The 26,168-nt window shown below is 70.6% G+C and carries 27 protein-coding genes; 21 read left to right on the top strand and 6 right to left on the bottom strand.

The genetic code is table 11. The features are described 5' to 3' along the window. Positions 1 to 54: 54 nt before the first annotated feature. Both ABD732_RS07545 and ABD732_RS07540 read left to right on the top strand, forming a co-directional pair. On the top strand, positions 55 to 1,140 hold the full coding sequence (locus ABD732_RS07545) for a heparan-alpha-glucosaminide N-acetyltransferase domain-containing protein (RefSeq protein ID WP_344782222.1): 1,086 nt from the start codon (positions 55 to 57) through the stop codon (positions 1,138 to 1,140). A gap of 84 nt (positions 1,141 to 1,224) precedes the next feature. Further along, the gene (locus ABD732_RS07540; protein WP_425553006.1) at positions 1,225 to 2,001 is read left to right on the top strand and encodes an HNH endonuclease family protein; all 777 of its coding nucleotides are present in this window, start codon (positions 1,225 to 1,227) and stop codon (positions 1,999 to 2,001) included. A gap of 7 nt (positions 2,002 to 2,008) precedes the next feature. On the opposite strand, the gene ABD732_RS07535 is transcribed toward ABD732_RS07540, so the two are convergent. Next, complete coding sequence (locus ABD732_RS07535; protein WP_344782220.1) at positions 2,009 to 2,806, bottom strand: hypothetical protein; 798 nt, start codon at positions 2,804 to 2,806, stop codon at positions 2,009 to 2,011. A 122-nt stretch (positions 2,807 to 2,928) separates the two neighbouring features. Here ABD732_RS07535 and ABD732_RS07530 point away from each other — a divergent pair, with 122 nt between their 5' ends. The 11 genes from ABD732_RS07530 (at position 2,929) to holA (ending at position 13,667) form a co-directional block, all read left to right on the top strand. Next, positions 2,929 to 4,203, top strand: coding sequence for a glutamate-5-semialdehyde dehydrogenase (locus tag ABD732_RS07530; protein ID WP_344782218.1), 1,275 nt, complete (start codon positions 2,929 to 2,931; stop codon positions 4,201 to 4,203). Beyond that, the gene (locus ABD732_RS07525) at positions 4,200 to 5,129 is read left to right on the top strand and encodes an AAA family ATPase (RefSeq protein WP_344782216.1); all 930 of its coding nucleotides are present in this window, start codon (positions 4,200 to 4,202) and stop codon (positions 5,127 to 5,129) included. Before ABD732_RS07530 ends, ABD732_RS07525 begins: the two co-directional genes overlap by 4 nt. A gap of 1 nt (position 5,130) precedes the next feature. Further along, entirely contained in the window at positions 5,131 to 6,555 is a 1,425-nt protein-coding gene (locus tag ABD732_RS07520; RefSeq protein WP_344782214.1) for a VWA domain-containing protein, read from the top strand. A gap of 44 nt (positions 6,556 to 6,599) precedes the next feature. Continuing rightward, the gene (gene nadD, locus ABD732_RS07515; RefSeq protein WP_344782212.1) at positions 6,600 to 7,253 is read left to right on the top strand and encodes a nicotinate-nucleotide adenylyltransferase; all 654 of its coding nucleotides are present in this window, start codon (positions 6,600 to 6,602) and stop codon (positions 7,251 to 7,253) included. Continuing rightward, complete coding sequence (gene rsfS / locus ABD732_RS07510; protein ID WP_344782210.1) at positions 7,250 to 7,645, top strand: ribosome silencing factor; 396 nt, start codon at positions 7,250 to 7,252, stop codon at positions 7,643 to 7,645. The genes nadD and rsfS overlap by 4 nt, the downstream gene beginning before the upstream one ends. Continuing rightward, entirely contained in the window at positions 7,642 to 8,355 is a 714-nt protein-coding gene (locus ABD732_RS07505) for a histidine phosphatase family protein (protein WP_344782208.1), read from the top strand. The genes rsfS and ABD732_RS07505 overlap by 4 nt, the downstream gene beginning before the upstream one ends. 5 nt (positions 8,356 to 8,360) lie before the next feature. Beyond that, complete coding sequence (gene octT / locus ABD732_RS07500; RefSeq protein ID WP_344782206.1) at positions 8,361 to 9,107, top strand: diglucosylglycerate octanoyltransferase; 747 nt, start codon at positions 8,361 to 8,363, stop codon at positions 9,105 to 9,107. Positions 9,108 to 9,215: 108 nt separating this feature from the next. Next, positions 9,216 to 10,064, top strand: a complete 849-nt coding sequence (locus ABD732_RS07495) for a DegV family protein (protein ID WP_344782204.1) — start codon at positions 9,216 to 9,218, stop codon at positions 10,062 to 10,064. 84 nt (positions 10,065 to 10,148) lie between these two features. After that, a complete protein-coding gene (locus tag ABD732_RS07490; protein ID WP_344782202.1) occupies positions 10,149 to 11,171 on the top strand; it encodes a helix-hairpin-helix domain-containing protein in 1,023 nt (340 codons plus the stop codon). A gap of 9 nt (positions 11,172 to 11,180) precedes the next feature. Further along, positions 11,181 to 12,656: a ComEC/Rec2 family competence protein gene (locus ABD732_RS07485; protein WP_344782200.1), complete on the top strand. Its 1,476-nt coding sequence runs from the start codon at positions 11,181 to 11,183 to the stop codon at positions 12,654 to 12,656. Between the two features lie 48 nt (positions 12,657 to 12,704). Beyond that, positions 12,705 to 13,667 carry a DNA polymerase III subunit delta gene (gene holA, locus ABD732_RS07480; RefSeq protein ID WP_344782198.1) on the top strand — a complete coding sequence of 321 codons (963 nt, stop codon included), beginning with the start codon at positions 12,705 to 12,707 and terminating at the stop codon, positions 13,665 to 13,667. A 168-nt stretch (positions 13,668 to 13,835) separates the two neighbouring features. Here the strand turns inward: holA and rpsT are convergent, their stop codons facing one another. Next, entirely contained in the window at positions 13,836 to 14,096 is a 261-nt protein-coding gene (rpsT, locus tag ABD732_RS07475; protein WP_344782196.1) for a 30S ribosomal protein S20, read from the bottom strand. A gap of 211 nt (positions 14,097 to 14,307) precedes the next feature. Between rpsT and ABD732_RS07470 the strand changes: the two genes are divergently transcribed. After that, positions 14,308 to 15,447 (top strand): sulfotransferase family protein, encoded by a 1,140-nt coding sequence (locus tag ABD732_RS07470; protein WP_344782194.1) that lies wholly within the window; start codon positions 14,308 to 14,310, stop codon positions 15,445 to 15,447. A 52-nt stretch (positions 15,448 to 15,499) separates the two neighbouring features. On the opposite strand, the gene ABD732_RS07465 is transcribed toward ABD732_RS07470, so the two are convergent. From ABD732_RS07465 to ABD732_RS07455, 3 genes are all read right to left on the bottom strand, one after another. Continuing rightward, positions 15,500 to 15,886 (bottom strand): DUF4189 domain-containing protein, encoded by a 387-nt coding sequence (locus ABD732_RS07465; protein WP_344782774.1) that lies wholly within the window; start codon positions 15,884 to 15,886, stop codon positions 15,500 to 15,502. Between the two features lie 116 nt (positions 15,887 to 16,002). Beyond that, positions 16,003 to 16,425 (bottom strand): type II toxin-antitoxin system PemK/MazF family toxin, encoded by a 423-nt coding sequence (locus ABD732_RS07460; protein WP_344782192.1) that lies wholly within the window; start codon positions 16,423 to 16,425, stop codon positions 16,003 to 16,005. Beyond that, the gene (locus tag ABD732_RS07455; protein WP_344782190.1) at positions 16,422 to 17,087 is read right to left on the bottom strand and encodes an alpha/beta hydrolase family protein; all 666 of its coding nucleotides are present in this window, start codon (positions 17,085 to 17,087) and stop codon (positions 16,422 to 16,424) included. Before ABD732_RS07455 ends, ABD732_RS07460 begins: the two co-directional genes overlap by 4 nt. A gap of 199 nt (positions 17,088 to 17,286) precedes the next feature. On the opposite strand from ABD732_RS07455, the gene lepA reads away from it, so the two are divergent. Further along, positions 17,287 to 19,161 (top strand): translation elongation factor 4, encoded by a 1,875-nt coding sequence (gene lepA / locus ABD732_RS07450; RefSeq protein WP_344782188.1) that lies wholly within the window; start codon positions 17,287 to 17,289, stop codon positions 19,159 to 19,161. An 18-nt stretch (positions 19,162 to 19,179) separates the two neighbouring features. Here the strand turns inward: lepA and ABD732_RS07445 are convergent, their stop codons facing one another. Then, a complete protein-coding gene (locus tag ABD732_RS07445) occupies positions 19,180 to 19,620 on the bottom strand; it encodes a MarR family winged helix-turn-helix transcriptional regulator (RefSeq protein ID WP_344782186.1) in 441 nt (146 codons plus the stop codon). 66 nt (positions 19,621 to 19,686) lie between these two features. On the opposite strand from ABD732_RS07445, the gene ABD732_RS07440 reads away from it, so the two are divergent. From ABD732_RS07440 to cysW, 6 genes are all read left to right on the top strand, one after another. Beyond that, positions 19,687 to 20,790, top strand: coding sequence for an aminotransferase-like domain-containing protein (locus ABD732_RS07440; RefSeq protein ID WP_344782184.1), 1,104 nt, complete (start codon positions 19,687 to 19,689; stop codon positions 20,788 to 20,790). Positions 20,791 to 20,849: 59 nt separating this feature from the next. Then, positions 20,850 to 22,904 (top strand): M3 family metallopeptidase, encoded by a 2,055-nt coding sequence (locus ABD732_RS07435; protein WP_344782182.1) that lies wholly within the window; start codon positions 20,850 to 20,852, stop codon positions 22,902 to 22,904. Positions 22,905 to 22,955: 51 nt separating this feature from the next. Then, a complete protein-coding gene (locus tag ABD732_RS07430; RefSeq protein WP_344782180.1) occupies positions 22,956 to 23,156 on the top strand; it encodes a hypothetical protein in 201 nt (66 codons plus the stop codon). A gap of 233 nt (positions 23,157 to 23,389) precedes the next feature. Next, positions 23,390 to 24,388 carry a sulfate ABC transporter substrate-binding protein gene (locus ABD732_RS07425; RefSeq protein ID WP_344782771.1) on the top strand — a complete coding sequence of 333 codons (999 nt, stop codon included), beginning with the start codon at positions 23,390 to 23,392 and terminating at the stop codon, positions 24,386 to 24,388. Continuing rightward, positions 24,385 to 25,218: a sulfate ABC transporter permease subunit CysT gene (gene cysT / locus ABD732_RS07420; protein WP_344782178.1), complete on the top strand. Its 834-nt coding sequence runs from the start codon at positions 24,385 to 24,387 to the stop codon at positions 25,216 to 25,218. Before ABD732_RS07425 ends, cysT begins: the two co-directional genes overlap by 4 nt. Next, the gene (cysW, locus tag ABD732_RS07415) at positions 25,215 to 26,168 is read left to right on the top strand and encodes a sulfate ABC transporter permease subunit CysW (protein ID WP_344782176.1); all 954 of its coding nucleotides are present in this window, start codon (positions 25,215 to 25,217) and stop codon (positions 26,166 to 26,168) included. The genes cysT and cysW overlap by 4 nt, the downstream gene beginning before the upstream one ends.

Below are 26,168 nucleotides of genomic sequence, written 5' to 3'. Positions count from 1 at the left end.
CCACCTTCGTCGAGCCCCCGGCCCACCGGACTGCATGGAACGATCGGCGGGGAGATGACGATCACCGACCCCCTCGCCCATCGGCTCGGCGCGAACCTGGCGCGACTGGACCCGCCAGGGCGTCACCCCGGGATCGATCTGGCGCGCGGTCTCGCGGTGCTCGGGATGTTCGCCGCCCACCTGATCGCCCTTCCCGTCCTCGAATGGTCCCGCCCGGATACGTGGTCGGGGCTGGCCGCAGGCAGATCGTCGATCCTCTTCGCCACCGTCGCCGGGGTCTCGATCACGCTCAGCCGCCGTTCCGATTCGCCGCAGAGCGACCGGCTCCTGGCCGCCCGTGCGCTGATCATCTGGCTGATCGGCATGGCGCTGGTTCTGCTCGGCCTTCCCGTGCACGTCATCCTCCCCGCGTACGGGGTCCTGTTCGTCATCGCGATCGGCCTCGTCCGGCTCTCGGACCGGGGGCTGTGGGTGGTCGCGGCGGTCTGCGCGACGGCTGGGCCGCCGATCGCCGCGCTGGTGAACCGCGCCTGGCCACCGGGCGCAGGTCGGCCGGAGGCGGTGGACACGGCCGCCGAGATGATCGGCTGGCACTATCCGTTCGTCGTCTGGGCGGCGTTCCTGGCCGTCGGCGTGATCGTCGGACGCAGGCTCGCCGACGGGAGTCTCCGGGCCGTGCGGCTGGTGGTACTCGGAGCGGTTCTCGCGCTCGTCGGATACGGGCCGATCGAAGCGGCCGCCGAGCACTGGTCGCTGCCGGTGCTCAGCAGCGATCCGCACTCGTCGGGGATCGGGGAGGTCGTCGGTTCGGGCGGCTTCGTCCTCGCCGTGATCGGACTCTGCTCTCTGGTGACGAGGACCCGCCTACGCGGACTCCTCCTTCCGCTCCGCGCGGTCGGTTCCATGCCGCTGACCGCGTACACGGCGCACCTGGTGGTCTGGGCGGTCTGGGTCGCGGTCTGGCCGGTCGACGGGCTCGACGGTTTCCGCGAGCTGCACATGTTCTGGCCGATCACCGTCGGGGTGGTGGTCGGCTGCACCGTCTGGGCGATGCTGCTTGGCAGCGGTCCGGTGGAGCGCCTGGTGTCCCGCCTCGCCCGATCGATCGCCAGGCCCATCGTTCCCGCCGCCGGAGCGTGAACGGATGCGCTGACCGGTTGCGCACGGGTCCGGCGCGTCGTGGAACGGTGCCGGGCGCGCGAGCGTCCAACCCTGGGGGGCACCATGGAACTGCGGAGGGCACTGGAACTGCGGAGGGCACTGGAACGGCGGCTGACCACCGCGAACCGGAGGCGCCACGACGGCCGGATCCGGCTGACCGGCCGGCATTGGACGGCGCTGACCGGATTCGCGGTGACGGCGGTGCTGGTCGCCGGGGGACTGGGGCTGCCGAGCGGGCCGTCGGTGCGGGTCGATCCGTCACGGGTCGCCGCGGCCCGTCAGCACCTGGCGGCCCTGGCGGTGGTCGCCGAGCGCCCGCCGCACGAACAGGCCTACCAGCGGTCGGCCTTCGGGCCCGCCTGGAGCGACGACGCCGGCGTCGCCGACTCGGGCAACGCCTGCGACACCCGCAACGACATCCTCCGACGGGATCTGACCGTCACCGATTCGGTGGCCATCGCCACCTGCGCCACCGCGGTCGCCGCCGGACGGCTGCGCAGCCCCTACACCGGCCGAGAGATCGTCTTCACCCGCGGACGGGAGTCGGCGGCGGTCCAGATCGATCACGTGGTGCCGCTGGCCTACGCGTGGGACATGGGGGCCAGGGACTGGCCGGCGCCCCAGCGCCTGGCCTTCGCCAACGACCCGGCGAACCTGCTGGCCGTGGACGGCCCCAGCAACCAGGCCAAGTCCGATCTGGAACCGGGTCGATGGATGCCTGAACTGGAGGGGTTCCGGTGCCAGTACGCCATCGCCTTCGTGACTGTCGCGGCGGGCTATCGGCTCCCGGTGGATTCGCGATCGCACCGGGTGCTCGCCGCGGCCCTGGGCCGCTGCTGAGCGGTCGTCAGCGCGGATCGTCTCCGGGCTCGGCGGCCGGGGGATCGGCTGCAGGTGGATCGGTCGGGGACGGATCAGCCGGGGGCGGGGTGGGCGCAGACGACTGCGGCGGGGTGTCTGGTGTCTCCGGCGGGTACGGCGGTTGCCCGGTCGCCGGCGGGTAGGGCGGTTGCGGGACGCTCGGTCGATACGGCTGCCCCGGGGCGCCGGGTCGATAGGACTGCTGCGGGGCACCGGGCTGGTAGGGCTGGCCCGCGTAGGGCGCTCCGCCCTGCCAGGCGGGCGGCGCCGGCGGAGTCTTCGCACGGTTGGCGCCGATGATCCACAGGATCACCCCGAGGACCAGCATGACCGCGCCCAGCAAGCCGCCGAAGACGGCCAGTAGGACGCCGCCGGCGCCGGTGAAGATCCCGGACACCGGCAGCTCCGGCCCGGCCACCACGCCGCTGCGGTCGCAGTCGATCGTGTACGTGCCGTCCTGCGTGAACCGGTACGACGCGAACGCCGAAATGTTGCGGTCGTCGTAGGTGAAGTCGGTGTTCCGCTCGATCGGACCCGGACGCGTCGGTGCCGGGCCGGTGATCGCGCAGACCGGGTCGCCGGCGACCGAGCTGCTCGGTGCGTACAGCACCAGCACGTCGCCGGATCGCGCGGTGTGCTGCGTCGGACCGGTGACCCGGAAGGAGTCGTTGACCACGTCCGTGAGCTTCCCGAAGCCGACGATCGCCATCACGATGCCGACGACCACGGTCACGATCCCGATCGCCAGTCCGGTCCAGGTGAGCCATTTGCCTGCCGTCTTCATCCGTCCATCGTCTCACCGATCGGCGGCGGGTACCGGGTGTTAGCCGGTCTGGACCCGGCTGTCGCCGCCTGCGCACGACGGCCGCCGGGACGCCCTCGGCCACAACGGTTAACCTGGACGTCATGAGTGCTGAGACCATGCAGGCCCCCGCCGGGGACACCATCGAAGCGGTGGTCCTGGAACAGGCGCGGGCGGCGAAGAAGGCCTCCCGTTCGCTGGCCACGCTGACCACCGCGGACAAGAACGAGGTGCTGCTGGCGGCGGCCGAGGCGATCGACGCGGCCGCCGAGGACATCCTGGCCGCCAACGCCGAGGACGTCGAGCGCGCCGAAGCCGCCGGCACCGAGGCCTCGCTCGTCGACCGGCTGCGGCTGACCGCCGACCGCATCGTCGGCATCACCGGCGGACTGCGTCAGGTGGCCGCCCTGCCCGACCCGATCGGGGTGATCGTGCAGGGCAAGACGCTGCCCAACGGGCTGGAACTGCGTCAGGTCCAGGTGCCGCTGGGCGTGGTGGGCTTCGTCTACGAGGCCCGCCCCAACGTCACCGTCGACGGCTTCGGCATCTCGTTCAAGTCCGGTAACGCGGTGCTGCTGCGCGGCTCGTCTTCGGCCGCCAGCTCCAACGCGGCCCTGGTGGAGGTGCTGCGGACGGTGCTCACCGAGCACAAGGTCAACCCCGATGCGGTGGCCCTGCTGCCGAGCGAGGACCGGTCCAGCGTCACCGCGCTGATCCAGGCCCGGGGGCTGGTCGACGTGGTGATCCCCCGCGGCGGTGCCGGCCTGATCTCCGCCGTCGTGGAGAACGCCAAGGTCCCCACCATCGAGACCGGCAGCGGCAACTGCCACATCTACGTGCACTCGGCCGCCGACGTCGACACCGCGACGCGCGTCATCCTCAACGCCAAGACCCGGCGCCCCAGCGTCTGCAACACCGTGGAGACGGTGCTGATCGACCGCGGCATCGCCGACTCCGCGCTCGAACCCATCGTCACCGCACTGGTATCCCAGGGGGTCACCGTCCACGGCGAGGAGCCCGGCATGGAACCGGCCACCGAAGAGGACTGGCACGCCGAGTACCTGTCGCTGGACATCGCCCTGAAGGTGGTCGACGACATCGACGCCGCCATCGAGCACATCGACGCCTACGGCACCGGGCACACCGAGGCCATCATCACCGGCGAGTCCGCCGCCGCCCGTGACTTCACCGCCCGCGTGGATGCGGCCGCCGTGATGGTCAACGCCTCCACCGCCTTCACCGACGGCGAGCAGTTCGGTTTCGGCGCCGAGATCGGCATCTCCACGCAGAAGCTGCATGCGCGCGGACCGATGGGCCTGCCCGAGCTCACCTCCACCAAGTGGATCGTGTGGGGCGACGGTCAGGTGCGTCCGGCATGACCGCCGCCTCCAGCGCCGGTGTCGCGGTGAACGACCGGAGCATCCAGCCGGCGTTCACCAGTTCCGCCGACGTCGCCGCCAAGCTTGCGACCACCGGTTACCTGGCCGACGAGGCCACCGCGACCACCGTCTACCTGGCCGACCGGCTCGGCAAGCCGCTGCTGGTGGAGGGGCCGGCCGGCGTCGGCAAGACCGAGTTGGCCCGGGCCATCGCCGGTGCCGTCGGCGCGGACCTGGTGCGCCTTCAGTGCTACGAGGGGATCGACGAGGCGCGGGCCCTCTACGAGTGGAACCACGCCAAACAGATCCTCGCGATCCAGGCCGCCGGGCAGCGGGATTGGGATCAGACCAAGGACGACATCTTCTCCGAAGAGTTCCTGCTGGCCCGTCCGCTGCTCACCGCGATCTCGCGGACCGAGCCCACCGTGCTGCTGATCGACGAGATCGACAAGGCCGACGTCGACATGGAGGGCCTCCTGCTGGAGATCCTCTCCGACTTCGCCATCACCATCCCCGAGATGGGCACGGTGACCGCCGGGCGGCGTCCGATCGTGCTGCTGACCTCCAATGCCAACCGGGAGCTGTCCGAGGCCCTCAAGCGCCGCTGCCTGTACCTGTACATCGATTTCCCGGAGCCCGACCTCGAGCGCGAGATCCTCGCCTCGCGGGTGCCCGACCTGCCGGAGAACCTGGCGGCCGAGGTGGTCCGCATCATCGGGGTGCTGCGCGGGCTGGACATCCGAAAGAAGCCTTCGGTCGCCGAGACCATCGACTGGGGCAACACGCTGCTGGCCATGGTCGCCGGGGCCGAGGTCGAGGACCACGACGGCCGCATCTCCGACACCACGCTGAAGCGGACCCTCGGCGTGGTCCTCAAACATCGCGCGGACGTGCTGACCGCCGTCCGTGAGCTGAAACTGGACTGACGTGCCGTCTCCGGAGACCCGCCCGGCCCAGGAACTGGTCGACACCCTCACCGGATTCGTCGAGGATCTGCGGGCGCGGGGGATCGTCGTGGGGCCGTCGAACCTGATCGACGCCGGTCAGGCGATGGAGGTCCTCGACCTGCTCGACCGGGAGAGCCTGCGCGCCGGACTGGCGGCGACGCTGCTGTCGGACCACCTGCACCGCGACACCTTCGACCGGTGTTTCGAACTGTGGTTCCCGCTCGGTCACAGTGCCCGGGCCGGCGCGGTGGCCGTCCCGCACACCTCGGACGGCGAGGTGGACGTCGAGGCGCTGCGCGCGCTGACCGCCGACATCCTCGCCGACGACGAGGCCCGGGCCGACGGCCGCTTCGATCAGCTGGTGGCCGCGATCGTCCAGGAGGTGGGCCGGTACGAGTCGGCGCGCGGCGAGTCGTTCTCGGTGTACCAGGCGATGTCGTCGATCTCCCCGCAGACCCTGATCGCGCAGATCGCCGCGGCGATGGCCGCGGGCATCCCCCGCGAGGAGGGGGAGCGGGCCGGCACCGATGCGCTGACCCGCCGGGCGGCCCGCGACGCCACCCAGCAGCTGCGCGCCGCGGTGGAGACCGAGGTGCAGCGCCGCATGTCGGCCCTGCGCGGCCGCGACGAGGTGGGTGCCTACGCGGTGCCCAAGCTGCCCGAGCAGATCGACTTCTTCTCGGCCAACCCCCAGGACATGGCCAAGCTGCGTCGCACCATCGACCCCATCGCCCGCCTGCTGGCCGCCAAACTCGAGTTCCGCCGGCGGCGCAACCACCGCGGCGCCGTCGACATCCGCAGCACCCTGCGCGCCTCGATGTCGACCGGCGGCGTGCCCATCGAACTGCGGCACCGCAAGCCTCGGCCCGGTAAGCCCGAGCTGGTGGTGATCTGCGACGTCTCCGGATCGGTGTCCGGGTTCAGCTCGTTCACCCTGCAGCTGGTTTATGCACTGCGGCAACAGTTCTCGAATGTCCGCGTATTCGCCTTCGTCGACACCGTGGACGAGGTGACCGACTACTTCGACCGTTCCAACGCCGACGATCAGTTCGGCGAGCGGATGGCCGCCATGCTGGGCGAAGCCCGGATCAGCACGCGCGGCGGCCACTCGGACTACGGCCACATGCTGCGGGGTTTCGCCGCCGAATACCTGGACTCGCTGACCCACCGGGGCGCGCTGCTCATCCTCGGCGATGCGCGCAACAACTACGCGCTCTCCAGCGTCGACGCGCTGGCGAAGCTGTGCGACCGGGTGCGCAACGCCTACTGGCTCAACCCGGAGCGCCGGGAGAACTGGGACACCGGCGACTCCATCGCCGGAAAGTACGGCGAGGTGATCGAGATGTACGAGTGCCGCAACGCCGAGCAGCTCGGTCAGGTGATCGGGAACCTGCTCCCCGTGTGACACGCCTCAAGCTCGCCTCGACGACACGCGTAAACTCACACCTCATGTCAGCAGCGCCGCGACCCGCACGCCGTATCGGCGTCATGGGCGGCACCTTCGATCCCATTCACAACGGCCACCTGGTGGCCGGCAGTGAAGTGGCCCACCGGTTCGGCCTGGACGAGGTGATCTTCGTCCCGACCGGGCGCCCCTGGCAGAAGGAGGGGCCGCGGGCGGGTGCCGATCCGGGCCGGGTGACCCCGGCCGAGCACCGCTACCTGATGGCGGTGATCGCGACCGCCTCGAACCCCGGGTTCACGGTCAGCCGCGTCGACATCGACCGCGAAGGCGTCACCTACACCGTCGACACCCTGCGTGACCTGCGCCGGGAGTACCCGGACGACGAACTGTTCTTCATCACCGGCGCCGATGCCCTCGAATCCATTCTGACCTGGCAGAATTGGGAAGAGTTGTTCGAGCTGGCGCACTTCATCGGCGTCTCCCGCCCGGGCTACGCGCTCGACGCCACCCACCTGGCCGAACATCTGGCGACCAAGCCGCCGCACGCGCTGCAGATGATGGAGATCCCCGCCCTGGCGATCTCGTCCACCGACTGCCGCGAGCGGGCCGGGCACGGGCGACCGGTCTGGTACCTGGTGCCCGACGGAGTGGTCCAGTACATCAGCAAGCACGGCCTGTACCGAAAGGAATCCACGTGACCGCCACCGCCGCAGCGCGTGCCATCGCAACCATCGCCGCCCACGCCGCGGTGGAGCGCAAAGCCGAGAACATCGTCGCCATCGACGTCTCGGACACCCTGGTGATCACCGATCTGTTCGTGATCGTCTCGGCCGACAACGAGCGTCAGGTCAACTCGATCACCGAGGAGATCGAGGACGAGCTCCGCGAGGCGGGCCACCAGCCGCTGCGCCGCGAGGGCACCCGCGAGGGCCGCTGGGCGCTGCTGGACTACGGCGACGTGGTGGTGCACGTGCAGCACGACGAGGAACGCGAGTTCTACGGCCTCGAGCGCCTGTGGGGCGACTGCCCGACCATCGAGATCGAGGGCCTGGAACGAGCGGAAGACGCCCCGGCCCCGGACGAGGCATGACCTTCGAACCGGATCAGGGCGACACCAGCGTCGAACGGCTCACCCCGATCGTGCGGCGCCTGGTGCTGCTGCGCCACGGGCAGACCGAGTACAACGCCACCCGCCGCATGCAGGGTCACCTGGACACGGAGCTCAGCGAACTGGGGGTGGCGCAGGCCGCCGGCGCCGCACAGGCGCTCGCGGCGCGCTCGCCGCGCCTGATCGTCTCGTCGGATCTGCGGCGCGCCCACGACACCGCGCTGGCCCTCGGTGCCGCCACCGGACTCGAGGTGACCACCGACCACCGGCTGCGCGAAACCTACCTGGGCGACTGGCAGGGCCTCACCCATCACGAGGTGGACTCCGCCATGCCCGGCGCCCGCCGCATCTGGCGCGACGACGCCACCTGGGCGCCGCCGGGCGGGGAGTCCCGCGTCGAGGTGGCCGCCCGCGCGGTGCCGGTGGTGACCGAACTGGTCGAGCGGCTCGACGACTGGGGGCAGGGCGACGACGCTGAGACGCCGGTGGTCCTGGTGGCCCACGGCGGCGTGATCGCCGCCCTGACCGCGGGCCTGCTGGACCTGCCCGTCACCAGTTGGCCGGTCCTGGGCGGGCTGGCCAACACCAGCTGGGTGCAACTGTCCGGGCACAGCCTGCCCGGACAGCAGCCGACCTGGCGCCTGGACGTGTGGAACGCGTCGTCCGAGCCGGCCGAGACCGGGGTGCAGTAGCGACCATGACCGACGATCACCCGGCAGCGGCCGGGACCATCCTGGTGCTCGCCGATTCGCTGTCCTTCTACGGCCCCGTCGGGGGACTGGCGGCCGACGACGAACGGATCTGGCCCAACCGGGTCGGGGCGGCGCTGGGGCGCCCGGTGGAACTGTTCGCCCGGATCGGCTGGACCAGCCGGGACATCTGGTGGGCCATCACGCAGGACCCGCGGATCTGGGCCGCGTTGCCGAAAGCGGACGTGGTGGTCCTGGCCTACGGCGGCATGGACTCGCTGCCCTCGCCGCTGCCGACCGCGCTGCGCGAGCAGATCCGGTACGTGCGCCCGGCCGGGCTGCGGCAGCGGGTACGGGACGCCTACGGGTGGCTGCAGCCGCGGCTGTCGCGGGTGGGCTGGCCGATGGCTCTGCCGCCCGGCCTCACGGTGAACTACTACGAGAAGGTGCGCGCGTCGATCGCGCACCTGCGCCCGGACCTGCCGATCGTGGTGGCTTTGCCGCCGACCCACGCCAGCCCGTACTACGGCCACGCCCATCCCGGTCGTGTGCCCACGAGTTCGGCCATCGAGCGGTGGGCACGGTCGCACGGTCTGCCGATCGTCGACTTCTATCCGATCACCGCCGCGGACTTCACCGACGGCCCGGACACGATGAACCCCGACGGGATCCACTGGGGACTGCACACCCATGAGGCCGTCGCCGGCCTCCTCGTACCGGCGGTACGGGCGGCGCTGACCTCCGGCGATCGCTGACGGCCGGGGGCCGGAACCGATCCGGCCGAGGTGAACGGTCATACTCCCGCGAACCGGGCGAACCGCACCGCCGGTTGAAGCCGACGAGAGTCCGGCTAAGTTGTAGGGGTGTCTGTCATCGTCGTCACCGACTCGTCGTCGCGGTTGCCCGCGTCACTGGCGGATCGCTACGGGATCCCCCAGGTCCCGCTGCACGTGAGCATGCCCGACGGGACCGAGTATCTGGAAAGCCACGACGACATCCCCGGTGACGTGATCACCACCCCCGGGGCCACCACGTCCGGCGCCAATCCGCAGGATCTGATCGAGGTCTATCGCGAGGCGATCGACCGCAGCGACGGCGACGGCGTGGTCGCCGTGCACATGTCGCGCCGCCTGTCGGGCACGTGGGCGGCCGCGCGGCTGGCCGCCGAAGAGCTCGGCGACGCCCTGCGCGTGGTGGACTCGCGGGCCGCCGGCGTCTCGGTGGGCCTGACGGCCCTGGCCGCCGCGCAGGCCGCCGAGGGCGGCGCCGACCGCGACGAGGTCTACGAGGCCGCCGTGCGCGCCGGTGCGACCGCGGAATCCCTGCTGTGCGTGCAGACGCTGGAGAATCTGCGTAGCAGCGGCCGGATCAGCGCGGCCAGCCACCTGCTCGGCTCGGCGCTGTCGATCAAGCCGATCCTGCACATGGCCGACGGCGTGCTCGCACTGAAGGAACGCCAGCGCACCATGACCAAAGCCGTCAAACGGATGGTCGACGAGATCGTCGAGCACGTCGGCGACGACGAAGTGACCGTGGCGATCCAGCACTGCCAAGCCCCCGAACTGGCCGTCGAGGTGCACCAGAGCGTGCTGGAGCGGCTGCCGGCCGTCACCTCGTCGCTGGTGGTGGAGCTGGGCCCGGTGCTCGGTATCCACGTGGGCCCCGGCGCCGTCGGCGTCACCGTCGGCCGGGATCTGCAAGCCTTCGACTGAACCCGTTGTGGACACCGGCCGGTGTCCACAGTCGGCCCGGGCAGGCCGTCGACGCCGGGCCGGCGGCGCACTTAGCGTCAGCCCATGGCCAGGCGATCATCCACCAGCGCGCGCAGCGGGCTCGACCGGCTGCACCCACCGAGGACCACCCACGACCGCGACGACTCCCCGGCCGGACGGCGGGCCGATGACTGGGGTGACACCGCGATGCCCGCGTGGCTCGACACCACCGCCGGCCGTCGTGCCTGGGCCGGCCGGGAGACGGCCGGCCGGGGCCGCCGCGACGGGGAGGACGACGGCCACTGGGACGAGGTGCTCGACGGCGAGCCCGCGGACGCTGACGACGACGACTTCTACGACGCCCCCTCCGACGAAGACGACGAGACCGGGGACGGAGACGGGGACGAGGACTGGGACGAGGACTGGGGTGAGCCCCCGCGCCGGCGGCTCACCATGCTGCCGCCCGCCGCGATCGGCCTGATCGGGGTCGGGGTGATCGCCTGCGTGATCGCCGGATTCACCCTGCTGCGCAACACCGAACCGGCCGCGCCGCTGGTCGACATCCCGATATCCGCGGGCCCCATCTCGCCGGCCGCGGAGACCCCGGCGCCGTCGTCCGCGGTCAGCGAGATCGTGGTGAGCGTGGCGGGACTGGTGCACAAACCGGGCCTGGTCCGGCTGCCGCCCAGCGCACGGGTCGCGCAGGCGCTCGAACGCGCCGGCGGCACCCGCGAGAACGCCGACGTCCTGAGCCTGAACCTGGCGCAGATCCTGCACGACGGCGACCAGGTACTGGTGGGCACGCGCGCCGGCGGCGCCGGGGCGGTGCGCAGCGCGGTGGTCTCGTCCGGCGCAGGTCCGGCCCCGCCGAGCGGGGGCGCCGGCGGCTCCGCGCCGGGGACGGCCGGTGGCGCCGTGAACCTCAACACCGCGACCGCCGCCGAACTCGACACGCTGCCCGGTGTGGGCCCGGTGACGGCGCAGGCGATCATCTCCTGGCGCGAGCAGCACGGCGGCTTCTCGTCGGTGGATCAGCTCGCCGAAGTCGACGGCATCGGCCCCGCCCGGCTGGCCAAGCTGCGCGATGCGGCGACCGTGGGCGGATGACCGACTGCCGTGACCGGGGACCTGCGCCTGGCCGGACCGGCGCTGGCGTGCTGGGCGACCACCGCGGTTGCGCTGTGGGCGCCGCTGCCGCTGACCGTGGTGCTCGCCGCCGCCTGGGCGACGGTGGCGGCGGCGGGCTGGCTGCTCCTGCGGCGGCGCCGCGCGGCGCTGGCGGCGACGGTGCTGGGACTGTGCGGGATCGCCGCGGCGGCCGGGACCGTGTGTGCGATCCGGATCGCGACCGTCGAGTCGGCACCGGCTCGCGGCCTGGCCGGCACCCCGGCGCTGGTGCTGCAGGTGACCGGCGATCCGCTGGTGTTCACCGGCCAGGACAACGTCCGGCTGCCCGTGCGGGTGCTCGAGATCGATGATCGCCGTGTACCGGCGGTGGACGCGGCCCTGATGACCCGGACGTCGCAGCTGCCCGACACCGTTCCCGGTCAGCGGCTCGCGGTCCGGGCCCGCGTCCGGGCGAGGCCGGCGCGTGCCGCTGACCGCCTGGTGGCCGCCCGGCTCACCGCCGTCGAACCGCCGACCGTGATCGGGCAGGCGCCGCTGTGGCAGCGCGGCGCCGGGGCGGTGCGGGAGCGGCTGCGGGTGACCGCCGCCCGGGCGCTGCCGCCGCGCGCCGCCGGGCTGCTGCCCGGCCTGGTGCTCGGCGACACCGGGGGCCTCGACACCGGGCTGCGGGAGAACTTTCGGGCCGCCGGACTGACTCACCTCGTCGCGGTCAGCGGAGCGAACTTCTCCATCGTGTGCGGGGCGGTGGTGTTGGGCGTCCGGATGGCGGGAGCGTCGACCCGGGTGACCGTGGCGGTGGGGCTGTTGGCGATGGCGGGTTTCGTGATCCTGGTGCGGCCCACCGACAGCGTGTTGCGCGCCGCGGTGATGGGCGGAGTGGGGCTGATGGGGGCGCTTGCGGCCCGGCGTGCGCAGGCGCTGCCGGCGCTGGGGGCCGCGGTGATCGTCGTGCTGCTGTTCTGGCCGCAGATGGCGCTCGCGCCCGGGTTCGCACTGTCGGTCCTGGCGACCCTCGGACTGGTGCTGTGGGCGGCGCCGGTCCGGCAGTGGCTGGTGCGGCACGGTGTGCCGGAGGTGTTGGCCGTGCTGCTGGCGATGACGATGGCCGCGCAGATCCTCACCACGCCGCTGGTGATCGCGATCTCCGATCGGCTCAGCCTGGTGTCGTTGCCGGCGAACGTTCTGGTGGCGCCGGTGATCGGGGTGGTGGCGCTGCTGGGGACGGCGGCGGCGGTGCTCGGGGCGATCGGCCCGGCCGCCGGTCCCGGGGCGCTCACCGCCGAATGGCTGCTGCGGGCCACCGCGCCGGAGATGTGGTGGCTGCTCACGTGCGCGGACGGGCTGGGCGGGCGCCGGTGGTCGGCGCCGGAGGTGCCCGGCTGGCAGGCCGCGGTGGTGCTGAGCCTGATCGGCGCCTTCGGCTGGGCGGCGTGGCGGGCCCGTCGCGGCCGGCCGCTGTCGTGATCGACCGCGCCACCGCCGTCGTCGGGGGAGCGTGGCACGATGGTCGCTGTGAGTGATCGGCTGTTTCTGCTGCTCGGCGACGACGACTTCCTGACCGGACGGGTCATCAAGCAGGTCGCCGCCGACCGGTCGCGCGAGTCCGGCGAGGACGTCCCGGTCACCCGGGTGCGCGCCGGCGAGGTCAGCGGGCCCGAAATGGCCGAACTGCTGAGCCCGTCACTGTTCGCCGAAGAGCGCGTCGTCGTCGTGGAATCGGCCGCGGACGCGGGCAAGGAGCCGGCGGGACTGATCACCGCGACCGCCCGGGCGCTGCCCGAGGGCATCACCTTGATCGTGATCCACACCGGCGGCGGACGACAGAAGGCCATGGTCGGTGAACTCCGCAAGGCCGGGGCCGCCGAGGTCGAGTGCGCGACCCCCAAATGGGACTCCGACCGCGTCGACTTCGTCCGCAAGGAGTTCCGCAACCTGGGGGTGCGGGTGAGCCCCGACGTGGTGGAGCTGGTGACCGAACTGGTCGGCGCCGACCTGCGGGAGCTGTCGGCGGCGTGTCACCAGCTGGTGTCCGACACCGGCGGCAAGGTGGACGAGACCGCAGTCCGCACCTACTACGTGGGCCGTCCCGAGGTGACCGGCTTCGAGGTGGCCGACAAGGCGGTCACCGGCGATCTGGGCGGCGCGCTCGAAGCTCTGGCGTGGGCACAGCACCACGGCACGCCGCGCGTGCTTTTGGCCGATGCCCTGGCCGAGAAGGTGCACGCGATCGCGCGGGTGCGGGCCTTCGGCCCGGGCGACAAGTACTCCATCGCCTCCGAGCTGGGCATGCCGCCCGGCCGGGTCGGCAAAGTGCAGGGGCAGGCGCGGGCCTGGGATGCGGCGTCGATCGGCCGGGCGGTGCTGGTGGTCGCCGAACTGAACGGCGCCGTCAAGGGCCAGGCGGCCGATCCCGACTACGCGCTCGAGCACGCCGTTTCGACGGTGGCTCAGCTGCGTCCCCGACGGGGCCGCTGAACGAGGTTACGAACCGACCTTCCGCGCGTTGTGACCAAGCGATGGTCACAACGCGCGGAAGGTGCGCAGAGACGACGTTCACCCCGGCGATCGCGTGGAGATCGCCGGGGTGAACGGCAAAACTTGCGGGACTGGAGAACGTCCCGGGGGTGCGGCGAACCGCGCAGGTCAGAGCTTGTTGACCGCGGCAGCCATCGCCGACTTCTTGTTGGCGGCCTGGTTCTTGTGGATGACGCCCTTGCTGGCGGCCTTGTCCAGGTCGCGGCTGGTGCTCGCGAGTGCCTCGACGGCCTTGTCCTTGTCGCCCGTGGCCACGGTCTCGCGGAAGTGGCGGATCGCCGTGCGCAGCGCGCTACGCACCGACTGGTTGCGCTGACGGCGTGCCTCGTTGGTCTTGTTCCGCTTGATCTGCGACTTGATGTTTGCCACGCGTAATCCCTTGCATAGTTGTGTCAGTCGCCCTCCGGCGACCGTTGTTTCTGCGTCTGAAGTGCGGTCCGCGATCGGGGTCCGACCAGCGTTTCCGCAACAGCGTTCAAGATTACCAGCGGACGCGCGCCCGACCCAAATCGCCCCGGCCTCCCGGCACCAGCGGGTCGGCGTTCGAGACTGGCCCGAACGTCTTATGCTGATCGGCACTATGTCGACAGTCTACGTCCACGTCGGATTGCCCAAGACCGGGACCACCCATCTGCAGGATCGGCTCTGGGTCAACCGGGACGCCGCGCTCGACCGCGCCGACCTGCTGTACCCCGGTGTGACGATGGAGGACCACTTCCACGCCGCCGCCCACCTGCAGCCGGAGCGGTATCTGGCCTGGGCGACTCCCGACCGGGCCGGGGCGTGGCCGAGGATGGTCGCGCAGATGAAGGCGTGGCCGGGGAAGTCGGTGATCTCCCACGAGCTGTACGCCAATGCCAAGGACCGGCACATCGCCCGGCTGCTGGACGACCTGTCGTTCGCCGACGAGGTCCACGTGGTCCTGACCGTGCGCGACCTGGCCCGCCAGTTGCCGTCGGTGTGGCAGGAGAACGTCAAGAACCAGCGCCCCGCCTCGTTCGACGACTTCCTGGCCTCGGTGGCCCGCTACCCGCACGCCGACCCCCTGACCGACGGTTTCGCCGAGGAGCCGTTCTGGGAGTACCAGGACTATCCGGCCATCGTGGAGCGCTGGTCGAAGGTGCTGCCTCCCGAACGCATCCACATCGTCACCGTGCCCGCGTCGGGGACCGCCACCGACGGCGACTGCCTGTGGGAGCGCTTCCTGGCCGTGCTCGACGTGGACCCGGCCGCGCTCCCGAACGTGGGCCGGCGGGACAACTCCTCGCTGTCGGCGGCGCAGACCGAGTTCCTGCGGCGGCTCAACAGCCGGTTGCAGCCGAAGGACGTCGACTGGTGGCGCTACGAATGGATCGTCAAACGTCGCTTCATCGGTGACGCGCTGCGCAACACCGGCAGCGGCAAACCGCTCGGCCTGACCGCCGATCAGCGGGTCTGGGCGGCGCAGCAGTCCGCGCCGATGATCGCGGCGATCGCCGAAGGCGGCTACTCGGTCACCGGGACCCTCGACGACCTGCGGGTGGACCCGAGCGTCGACGTCTCCGAGGCGCCGCCGCCCACGGGCGACGAGGCGATGGAAGCCGGACTGGACGCACTGGCCTACTGGATCAAGACGATGCCGAACCCGCAGGAGCGGCCGGCGCTCACCACCCGTGCCCGCGACGTGGCACGGCGGGCCAAGCGCCGGGCCGTCGGCCTGCGGGATCGGCTGCAGGGCTGACCGGCCGCGAGAATCGGCGGCCGGTCAGCGAGACGGGATCAGCGAGACCGGATCAACGGCCGGACGTGCAGGCCCAGGCGCGGATGTGCGACCCGGCGCCGGCCTGCCTCTTGGCGGCGCGCTGGGCGGCGGCCCGGGTCGGGTAGCCGCGTGCGGTACCGACGCGGGTGCGGTTGCCGGTGAACTTGTAGGCGGCGGCGCCGCAGGAGTTGCGGAAGGTGATGTAGCCGCAGCGGGAACCGCAGCGTGACTTGGCGGCGCGGACCGCGCCGTTCTGCGTCCGGTAGTTGACCGCGTAGGCCGTGCGTCCGTTGTAGTTGTACGAGATCGCTCCCCAGTAGGTGCCGGCCGCCTCGGCGGTCGGCGTCGCCGCCGGAATCATGGTTCCGGCGGTGGCGATGGTGGCGGCGATCCCGAGGGACGCGACGAATCGGTGCATTTTCACAAGCGAGGAGCATACTCAGGAAATTCTCAGCTGCGGAACGACGCGCGGAACAGCTCATCCGTTCGGGGGACAACCCCTCGGCGGAGGTCGGCGGGAAGTGGTCTCGGAGGTCAGTGCCAGCCGTAGCGGCTGCGGAGCACGTCGGCGACCGTCTCGAAACTCGTCGGCGAGCAGATCGAGCCCTCGCGCCGGATCCCGTGCTCGTCCACCACCAGTACGCGGTCGAGCCGCACGAAGCTCTCGCGGTGATTGCGGTCCCAGGCACCCGCCCCGATCGACATCCAGCCGTCCTCATCGCGGTGATAGTCCTGCGACGACAGCATCAGGCCGAGCAACTGTCCGTCGAGATGGCCGACCACCAGGACCGGACGGTCCTTGCCCTGCTCGGGATCCTCCTCGAACGGCACCCACGTCCAGACGATCTCGCCGGGATCGGCCGACCCGTCCAGGTCGGGTGCGTAGGCGATCCGGCGTGCGAGGTCGCGGCTCGGGCGCGATTCGGGACCGCTCCGCCGCCGGTGCTGCGCGGTCACGACGCGCCCTCCAGGAAGAACTCGTCGACGGCGGCGGCGGTGAGCTCGCCGACGCCGCTGCGTTCGGGTTTGAGGCCGTGGTCGGCCTTGTCCACTTCGACGATCTCCACCCGTCCGGCGACGAGTGCGGCCGCGGCCGAGAGTTCGTCGGAGGTGGCGAAGGAGTCGCTGCGGCCGTGCACGATCAGGGTCGGGACACCGATGTCCGGGAGGTGCTCGGTGCGCAACCGGTCGGGCTTTCCGGGCGGGTGCAGCGGATACGAGGTGAGCAGCAGACCGTCGGCCAGGTCGGGATCCTCGGCCACCGCCATCGACGCCTGGCGGCCGCCGTACGACTGTCCGCCGATGATCAGCGGGCCCTCCGGCGCCAGCGGGCGCAGAACGGCGACCGCCGCACGGATGCCCTCCCGGTCGGCGGGCGCCTTCGACGGCGACGGCGGCCCTTTGGGCCGTTGCTGCCGGTAGGGGAGGTCGATGCGGGCCACGGTGATCCCGCGCGCCACCAGGGCTTCGGACAGTGTGCGCAGCAGTACCGAGTTCCGGTCGCTGCCCGCCCCGTGCGCCAGGATCACCAAGGCGCGCGAGGATCCGCCGGGCCGGCTCACTTCGGCGACGACGCCGTCGCGATCGACTCCGATGTCTGATTCCGCCGCTGCACTCATCGGGATCCACCGTAACGTCCGCACCCGGCCCGGCGGGGCCTGCGTGCAAGGACGGATTCTGCGTCCGCGCGCGGCCGATTCGGGGCCCGGGCGTCGCCGATTCGGCGGTCGGTGACCGCTGCGGGCACCGGCGAGTCGTAACCGCGGGCCCACTCGTGAGAAACTGGAGGTTGACCTGTGGCCGGAACCCCGGCTCCGTGTGCAAGGAGCAGTAGAGATTTCCACCTTCGCCGACCAGACGTTCACCGCGCCGGAGCGCATCCGCAACTTCTGCATCATCGCGCACATCGACCACGGCAAGTCCACGCTGGCCGACCGGATGCTGCAGTTGACCGGCGTCGTCGCCGAACGGGACATGCGCGCCCAGTACCTCGACCGGATGGACATCGAGCGCGAGCGCGGCATCACCATCAAGGCGCAGAACGTGCGGCTGCCGTGGACCGTCACCGAGGACGACGGCAGCAAGACCGAGTACGTGATCCACCTGATCGACACCCCCGGCCACGTCGACTTCACCTACGAGGTCTCCCGCGCGCTGGAGGCCTGCGAGGGGGCGATCCTGCTGGTCGACGCCGCCCAGGGCATCGAGGCGCAGACCCTGGCGAATCTGTACCTGGCGATGGAGAACGACCTCACGATCATCCCGGTGCTCAACAAGATCGATCTGCCGGCCGCCGACCCCGATCGCTACGCGGCGGAGATCGCGCACATCGTCGGCTGCGAGCCCGGGGACGTGCTGCGGGTGTCCGGCAAGACCGGTGAAGGCGTCCCGGCGCTGCTCGACGAGGCGATCCGGCAGATCCCGGCGCCGGTCGGCGACGCGGATGCACCGCCGCGCGCGATGATCTTCGACTCGGTGTACGACACCTACCGCGGTGTGGTGACCTACGTCCGCGTGGTGGACGGCCGGATCCTCCCGCGCGAGAAGGTCCAGATGATGTCGACCGGCAGCACCCACGAACTCCTCGAGGTGGGCATCGTCTCGCCGGAGCCCAAGGCCAGCCGCGGCCTGGGCGTCGGCGAGGTCGGCTACCTCATCACCGGGGTGAAAGACGTGCGCCAGTCGAAGGTCGGCGACACCGTCACCACCGCCCGCAACGGCGCCCCCGAGCCGCTCACCGGCTATCGGGAGCCGCGGCCGATGGTCTATTCGGGGCTGTACCCGCTGGACGGTTCGGACTACCCGGTGCTGCGCGAGGCGCTGGAGAAGCTGCAGCTGAACGACGCGGCGCTGACGTATGAGCCGGAGACCTCGGTGGCCCTCGGCTTCGGCTTCCGCTGCGGCTTCCTCGGGTTGCTGCACATGGAGATCACGCGGGAGCGCCTGGAACGCGAGTTCGGGCTCGACCTGATCTCCACGGCGCCGAACGTGGTCTACCGCGTGGTGATGGACGACGGCTCCGAGCGCATCGTGACCAACCCGTCGGACTGGCCGGAGGGCAAGACGCGGAGCATCTTCGAGCCGATCGTCAAGACCACGATCATCGCGCCGAGCGAGTTCATCGGCGCGATCATGGAACTGTGCCAGTCCCGGCGCGGGGAGCTCGGCGGCATGGACTACCTGTCGGAGACCCGCGTGGAACTGCGCTACACGCTGCCGATGGCCGAGATCATCTTCGACTTCTTCGACGCCCTCAAGTCGCGTACCCGCGGCTACGCCAGCCTCGACTACGAGGAGGCCGGCGAGCAGGAGGCCGCGCTGGTGAAGGTCGACATCCTGCTGCAGGGCGAAGCCGTCGACGCGTTCAGCGCCATCGTGCACAAGGACGCCGCCTACGCCTACGGCAACAAGATGTCACTCAAGCTCAAGGAGCTGATCCCGCGCCAGCAGTTCGAGGTGCCCGTGCAGGCGGCGATCGGCTCGAAAGTGATTGCGCGCGAGAACATCCGGGCGATCCGCAAGGACGTGCTCGCCAAGTGCTACGGCGGCGACATCAGCCGTAAGCGCAAGCTGCTCGAGAAGCAGAAGGAAGGCAAGAAGCGGATGAAGACCATCGGTCGCGTCGAGGTCCCGCAGGAGGCCTTCGTAGCCGCCCTGAGCACCGAGGCCGGCGACAAGCCGAAGGGCAAGTAGACCGCCGGCCGCCGGCGGCTACTGCGCTGGCGGTTGCGCGAGGCGCTGCATGATCCGGTGCCAGTCCTCCACGGCGGAGGTGTCGATCCCTTCGAAGGCATGATCGAGCAAGCGCATCTGCACCGACGTCAACCGCGCTTCCAGGTCGGCGCCTTCCGGCGTCGCCGACAGTCGTCGAAGGCGCCGGTCGTCGGCGTCGGCGGTGATCGAGAGCAGTCCGCGTTCCTCCAGGTCTTTGATCGGCCGGTGGATCGCCTGTTTGCTGACGTTCAGGACGGCGAGCAGTTCGCCGACGGACAATCCGGGATCGCGTTGGACGAAGTAGAGGATGCGGTGGTGTGTTCGTCCGAGGCCGAGCTCGCCGAGCAGCTGATCGGGAAGATCGGTGAAGGTGCGGTACGCGAAATACAGATCTTCGACGGCCTGCCGGAGCGCGATCAGGCGATCTTGGTCAACCACCTTGACCTACCTTTCGGGAGAATGCACACTGTGGGTCAACTGCATTGACCTATGTTGGAGTGTCGCATGTTCTCCCAGCGTATCGACGGGCTTCAGCCGTCTCCGATCCGTGCCGTCCTGGGCGTGATCGACCGGCCGGGCATGGTGTCCTTCGCCGGAGGCCTTCCGGCCACCCAGATGCTGCCGGAGTGGTCCGGGTCCCTGACACAGGACGTCATGCAGTACGGGCCGAGCGAAGGAGACCCGGACCTGCGGGCCGTGGTCGCCGACCGGCTGCGCGGGATGGGCGTGGATGCGCCGCCTGACCGGGTGATGATCCTCAGCGGGAGTCAGCAGGGCATCGACCTGGTGGCCAAGCTCGTGATCGATGCGGGGACTCGGACGGCCGTCGAGTTCCCCACCTACCTCGCGGCGCTGCAGGTCTTTCGCTTCTACGGGGCGCGATTCGTCGACGTCGGCACCGCCGCGGCCGCGGCCGCGCTCGCCTACGTCGTGCCGACTTTCGGCAATCCGACCGGCCGGTGCGCGAGCGCGGCCGAGCGGGATGCCCTCGCCCGCACGTGTCTCGCGTCCGGAACGATCCTCTTCGAGGACGATCCCTACCGGGAACTCGCCTACGAGACGGTCGACCGCCGGCCGATCGTGGCCCGCATGAGCGGGGGATCGTGGATCTACCAGGGCTCCTTCTCCAAGACCTTCGCACCGGGTCTGCGGATCGGTTTCCTGGCGGCCTCGGACGATCTGTTCGCTCCGCTGCTGATGCTCAAACAGGCTGTCGACCTGCACAGCTCGCGCCTGTCGCAGCGGATCGTCCACGACGCCGTCACCGCGCCGGACTGGCCGGCGCGGCTGTCTGCACTGGCCGCCTTCTACCGCACGCGCCGCGATTGCTTCGGCCGGCAGTTGCACCGGCATTTCAGCGACCTCGCCGACTGGGACGAACCCAGCGGCGGCCTGTTCTTCTGGTTGCGCCTGAAACGCGAGATCGACACCCGGACGCTGCTCGACGAGGCGATTGCGTGCGGCGTGGCCTTCATGCCCGGTGAGGCCTTCTATCCGAATGCGCCCGTGCTGGGCACCATGAGGCTCAACTTCAGCCATGCCGATGCGGGCGACGCCGATCGGGGGCTGGCCGTACTCGCCGACCTGATCCGGGAGCATCGGCGGTAGCCGACGGCCCGGCTCGGCCCGCGGCGCCGCCAGGGGCGAGCCGTGGCAGAGTGGACGCCATGGGTGCTGATGCCGAACTGAATCCCGTGCTGGCCGATTCCGGACTTCCGTACGACCTGCCGGACTTCGCCGCCATCGGGGACGACGACTTCCTGCCCGCCTACGACATCGCGCTGCCCGCGCACCTGGCGGAGATCGACGCGATCGCCGGCGACACCGCGGCGCCCACCTTCGAGAACACGATCGCCGCGCTGGAGGCCTCGGGCCGGCTGCTCGCGCGCGCCAACGGCATCTTCTTCAATCTGGAAGGCGCCGACGCCAACCTGCGTCGCTCGCAGATCGCGCAGGAGCTCGCAGTGCGCCTCACCGAGCACCAGAACGCGATCGCCATGAATCCGCGCCTGTTCGCGCGGATCGCGGAGGTGTACTCACGTCGGGACGAGGCCGGGCTCACCGAGCCGCAGCGGCGGCTGACCGAACGCAAGTACCGGGACGCGGTGCGTGCCGGCGCCGGACTCGACGACGAGGGGCAGGCCACGATGCGCCGGATCTCGGCGCGGCTGGCGACCCTGACCACCGAATTCTGCCAGTACCTCCTCGACGACACCAACGACTCGGCGGTGCACGTGCTCTCCGCGACGGACCTGGACGGGCTGTCCGACGCCGAGGTCGCCGCGGCGCGCCGGGCCGCGCAGGACCGGGACCTGCCGGGATATCTGATCACCCTGGAACTGCCGACCAGTCAATCGTCGGTGGCCAAACTGACCGACCCGCAGGTACGCCGCCGCGTCTTCGACGCCTCCATCCAGCGCTGCGCCCGCGGCAACGAATTCGACACCCGCGCAATCATTCTGGAGATCGTTCGGCTGCGGGCCGAGCGGGCCGAACTGCTTGGCTACGCCGACCACGCCGGGTACGTGATCGCCGAGGAGACCGCACCGGATCCCGAAGCGGTGGCCGCCCTGCTGCGTGAGCTCGGGGCCGCGGCCACCGCCGCCGCGCACGCAGAGCTGGCGCGTCTGACGCAGGTGTACGGGGCGCCGCTCGGCCCGGCCGACGTGACCTTCGCCCTGGCCGCCGAACAGCGCAGCCGCGATACCGGCCCGCAGCCCGGGATCGACGAGTTCGAGCAGTACTGCGAGCTCGACGCCGTCCTGCGTGACGGGGTCTTCGCCGCGGCCGGCGAGCTCTACGGACTGTCGTTCACCGAACGGCCGGACCTGCACGGCTATCACCCGGACGTGCGGATCTGGGAGGTCGCCGACGCCGACGGCACCGGGATCGGGCTGTTCGCCGGCGACTTCTATGCGCGCCCGTCCAAGCGCGGCGGCGCCTGGATGAACACCATCGTCGACCAGTCCACCCAGCTCGGAACCAGGCCGATCGTGGTCAACGTGCTCAACCTGACCAAGCCCGAGCCCGGCGAACCGTGCCTGCTGTCGCTGGATCAGCTGACGACCGCCTTCCACGAGTTCGGGCACGCCGTGCACGGGTTGCTGTCGGCGGTGGAGTTCGTCTCGCAGTCCGGCACGTCGGTGCCGCGCGACTTCGTCGAGTTCCCGTCCCAGGTGAACGAGATGTGGGCGCTGCACCCCGACGTCGCGCCCCGGTATGCGCGGCACTGGCGCACCGGCGACCCGGTCCCCGCCGAAGTGCTGGATGCAGTCCGGGCGGCCGGCGAAGTGGAGTCGGCACACGCGACGGTCGAGTACCTGGCCGCTGCGGCCCTCGACCTGGCCTGGCATCGGGTCCGTGCCGACCGGATCGGCGACGACGTCCTGGCCTTCGAGGCCCGGGCGCTCGCCGACGCGGGGCTGGCCGAAGAACTGATCCCGCCGCGCTACCGCAGCACCTACTTCAACCACGTCTTCGGCGGCGGCTATTCGTCGGCCTACTACAGCTACATCTGGTCGGAGATCCTGGACGCCGAGACCGAGCAGTGGTTCCTGGCCGGTGGAGGACTGCAGCCCGGGCTGGGCCGCGCCTTCGCCGCCGCGGTGCTCTCGCGCGGGGACAGCGTCGACCCGGTGGCCGCCCACGCCGAGCTGCTGGGCGCCCCGGCGCGGATCGAGCCGTTGCTGCGCCGCCGCGGGCTGCTGACAGCGGCCGAGTAGCCTTGTTTAAGTCAGCGTGAGATTAAGTGAGTACGGAACCGGGAGGTGGCGGTGAGCGGACTTCTGGCGTGGTGGGACTCGGTGGAGGAGTGGCTGACCGGCCTGCCCTTCGTGCCGCAGTTGCTGGTGACCCTGGTGGTGCTCGTTCCGCTGGCCACCGGAATCGCCTGGGTGGTGAACTTCCTGGTGGTGTGGGTGTTTTCGCTGTTCGACCGTCGTGACGTCGGAGACGATCACGGAGTAGGGGTGTAGTGATGTTCCGTTCCAAGGTGACCTGGGCATTGGCCGCGCTCCTGATCCTGGTGCTCATCGCCTGGATGATCACCTAGCTATCACATGCCCCGGGGCCCGGGAAACCACAGCGGCCGACGGCGATCACGGCCATTGAGGGCGGGTGCGGTGATTGCTAGCTTTCTCCCGTGCAATCGAACCGCTACCACCGAGCCCTCCGGCGAGCGTCGACCGTTGCCGTCCTGGCCGTACTGATGCTGGTGACCGCATGCGGCGGCGGCTCAACCGACGAGCCGGGAGGAGTCGACATCTCCTCCGGCGACCGCCGGCTGAACCTGGTCGCCTACGCCGTCCCGAAGCCGGGCTTCGACCTGATCATCCCCGCCTTCCGGGACACCCCCGAGGGGAACGGAATCGGCTTCTCGCAGTCGTACGGCGCCTCCGGCGACCAGTCACGCAAAGTGGCCCGCGGCCTGCCGACCGATGTGGTGAACTTCTCCGTCGCCCCCGACATCACCCGGCTGGTCAAGGCCGGTGTGGTGGACGAGGACTGGGAGGAACAGGCGCCCAACGACTCGGTGCCGTTCGGCTCGGTGGTCGCGTTCGTGGTCCGCGAGGGCAATCCGAAGAACATCCACGACTGGTCGGACCTGCTGCAGCCCGGCATCTCGGTGATCACCCCCAACCCGGGCAGCTCCGGATCGGCCAAGTGGAATCTGCTGGCGCCGTACTCCGCCGCGAGCGACGGCGGAAACGATCCCGAGGCCGGCCTGGACTACGTCCGGCAGCTGGTTCGCGACCACGTGCGGGTTCTGCCCAAGTCCGGCCGGGAGGCCACGACAGCTTTCGAGCAGGGGCAGGGCGACGTGCTGATCAGCTACGAGAACGAGGCGATCATGCTCAAGCGGCACAACGACGCCGCCAAGACCGAACAGCGCGTCGACTACGTGATCCCGCCGCAGACCTTCAAGATCGAGAACCCGGTCGCGGTGGTGAACACCAGTGACGACAAGGCCGCCGCGCGCACCTTCGTCGACTACCTCTTCACCCCGCCGGCGCAGCGACTGTGGGCGCAGGCCGGCTTCCGCCCGGTCGACCCGGCGGTGACCGCAGAGACCGTCGGCGAGTTCCCCGGCCGGATCGACAAGCTGTGGACCGTCGACGATCTGGGCGGCTGGAAGGTGATCGACTCCGAACTGTTCGGCAGCTCCGGCGCCATCACCGAGATCTACAACGAGGAGGCGGGCCAGTGACCGTCGTCGAGCAGGCCGCACCGACGGCCACCCGCCGCTGGCGGGCCGACAATCCGCTGACCCTGGGCATCGCCGGGCTCTGGCTCACGGTGATCGTGCTGCTCCCGCTGGCGGCGATCACCTCGAGTGCCTTCGACGACGGCCTGTCGGGGTTCTGGAACGCCATCAGCGCGCCCGGCGCCGTCGACACCCTGCGCATCACCGCGATCATGTCGGTGGTGGTGGCGCTGATCAACGTCGTCTTCGGCACCGTCATCGCGTGGGTCCTGGTCCGCGACGACTTCTGGGGCAAGGGCTTCGTCAACGCCATCATCGACCTGCCGTTCGCGCTGCCGACCATCGTCGCCTCCCTGGTGCTGCTGTCGCTGTACGGGCCCAACAGCCCGATCGACGTCCACCTGGCGGCCACCGAACCCGGAGTGATCATGGCGCTGACGTTCGTCACGCTGCCGTTCGTGGTGCGCCAGGTGCAGCCGGTGCTGATGGAACTCGATCGAGACGTCGAAGAGGCGGCCGCGGTGCTCGGCGCCCGTAACTGGGTGATCTTCACCCGGATCGTGCTGCCCGCGCTGACCCCGGCGATCCTCACCGGCGCCGGACTGGCCTTCACCCGAGCCCTCGGCGAGTTCGGCTCGGTGGTGCTGATCGGCGGCAACATCCCGGGCAAGACCCAGGTGGCTTCGCAGTACATCCAGCAGCAGATCGAGGTGGACGAGCCGGTGAACGCCTCGGCGGTCTCGGTGATGCTGCTGCTGATCGCCTTCGTGGTGCTGCTGGTGCTGCGGGTCGTCGGCCAATTCCAGCGTCGTCGTCAGGAGGCCGCGGCATGATCGTCACCCGACCCACCAGGTACGCCCTGCGCGTCGTCGCCCTGGTCTACCTGTTCATCCTGCTGATCGTTCCGGTGGCGCTGATCTTCTGGCGCGCCTTCGAGCCCGGGCTGGGACAGTTCTGGGAGTGGATCACCACCCCGGCTGCGATCTCCGCTCTGCAACTGTCGTTGATCATCGTGGCGATCGTGGTGCCCCTGAACGTCGTCTTCGGTGTGATCACGGCACTCGCCCTGGCCCGCGGCCGGTTCCGCGGCCGCGGCCTGATGCAGGCGGTGGTCGACCTGCCGTTCGCGGTGTCGCCGGTGGTCGCCGGTGTCGCCCTGATCGCCCTGTGGGGCAGCCACGGCTGGTTCGGCGGCATCGAATCGCTCGGCTTCCGGGTGATCTTCGGTGTCCCCGGCATGGTGCTGGCCACCATCTTCGTCACGCTGCCCTTCGTGGTGCGCGAAGTGGAGCCGGTGCTGCACGAGATCGGCACCGAACAGGAGGAGGCCGCGACCACCCTCGGTGCCAGCGGGATGCAGGCCTTCTGGCGGATCACGCTCCCGGCGATCCGGTGGGGCCTCACCTACGGCATCGTGCTGACGGTGGCGCGGTCGCTGGGCGAGTATGGAGCGGTGACCATGGTGTCGTCGAACATGCCCGGCGTCTCGCAGACCCTGACCCTGCTGGTGCACTCGCGTTACACCGACGACTACAACGAGTACGGCGCCTACGCGGCGGCGACCCTGTTGATGCTGGTCGCCATCGCCGTCCTGGTGGCGATGACGCTCATCGAGCGCCGTGCCCGGGGCCGCGTCGCCGACGCCGCGACCATCATGGCGCCCGAGCCCCTGATGCCGGCGAGCGAGCGGGTGGGAGCCCCCCGTCCCGAAGAATCCGAGCCCGAAGAATCCGTATTCGAACCCGCCGGCAGCGAGCCGACCGCGGCAGCCGAGGAGAAGTAG

Source organism: Gordonia caeni (assembly GCF_039537105.1).
Taxonomy (GTDB): Bacteria; Actinomycetota; Actinomycetes; order Mycobacteriales; family Mycobacteriaceae; genus Gordonia; species Gordonia caeni.
Note: the sequence above shows the minus strand (reverse complement) of the source record. Positions and strands in the feature narration are given on the sequence as shown.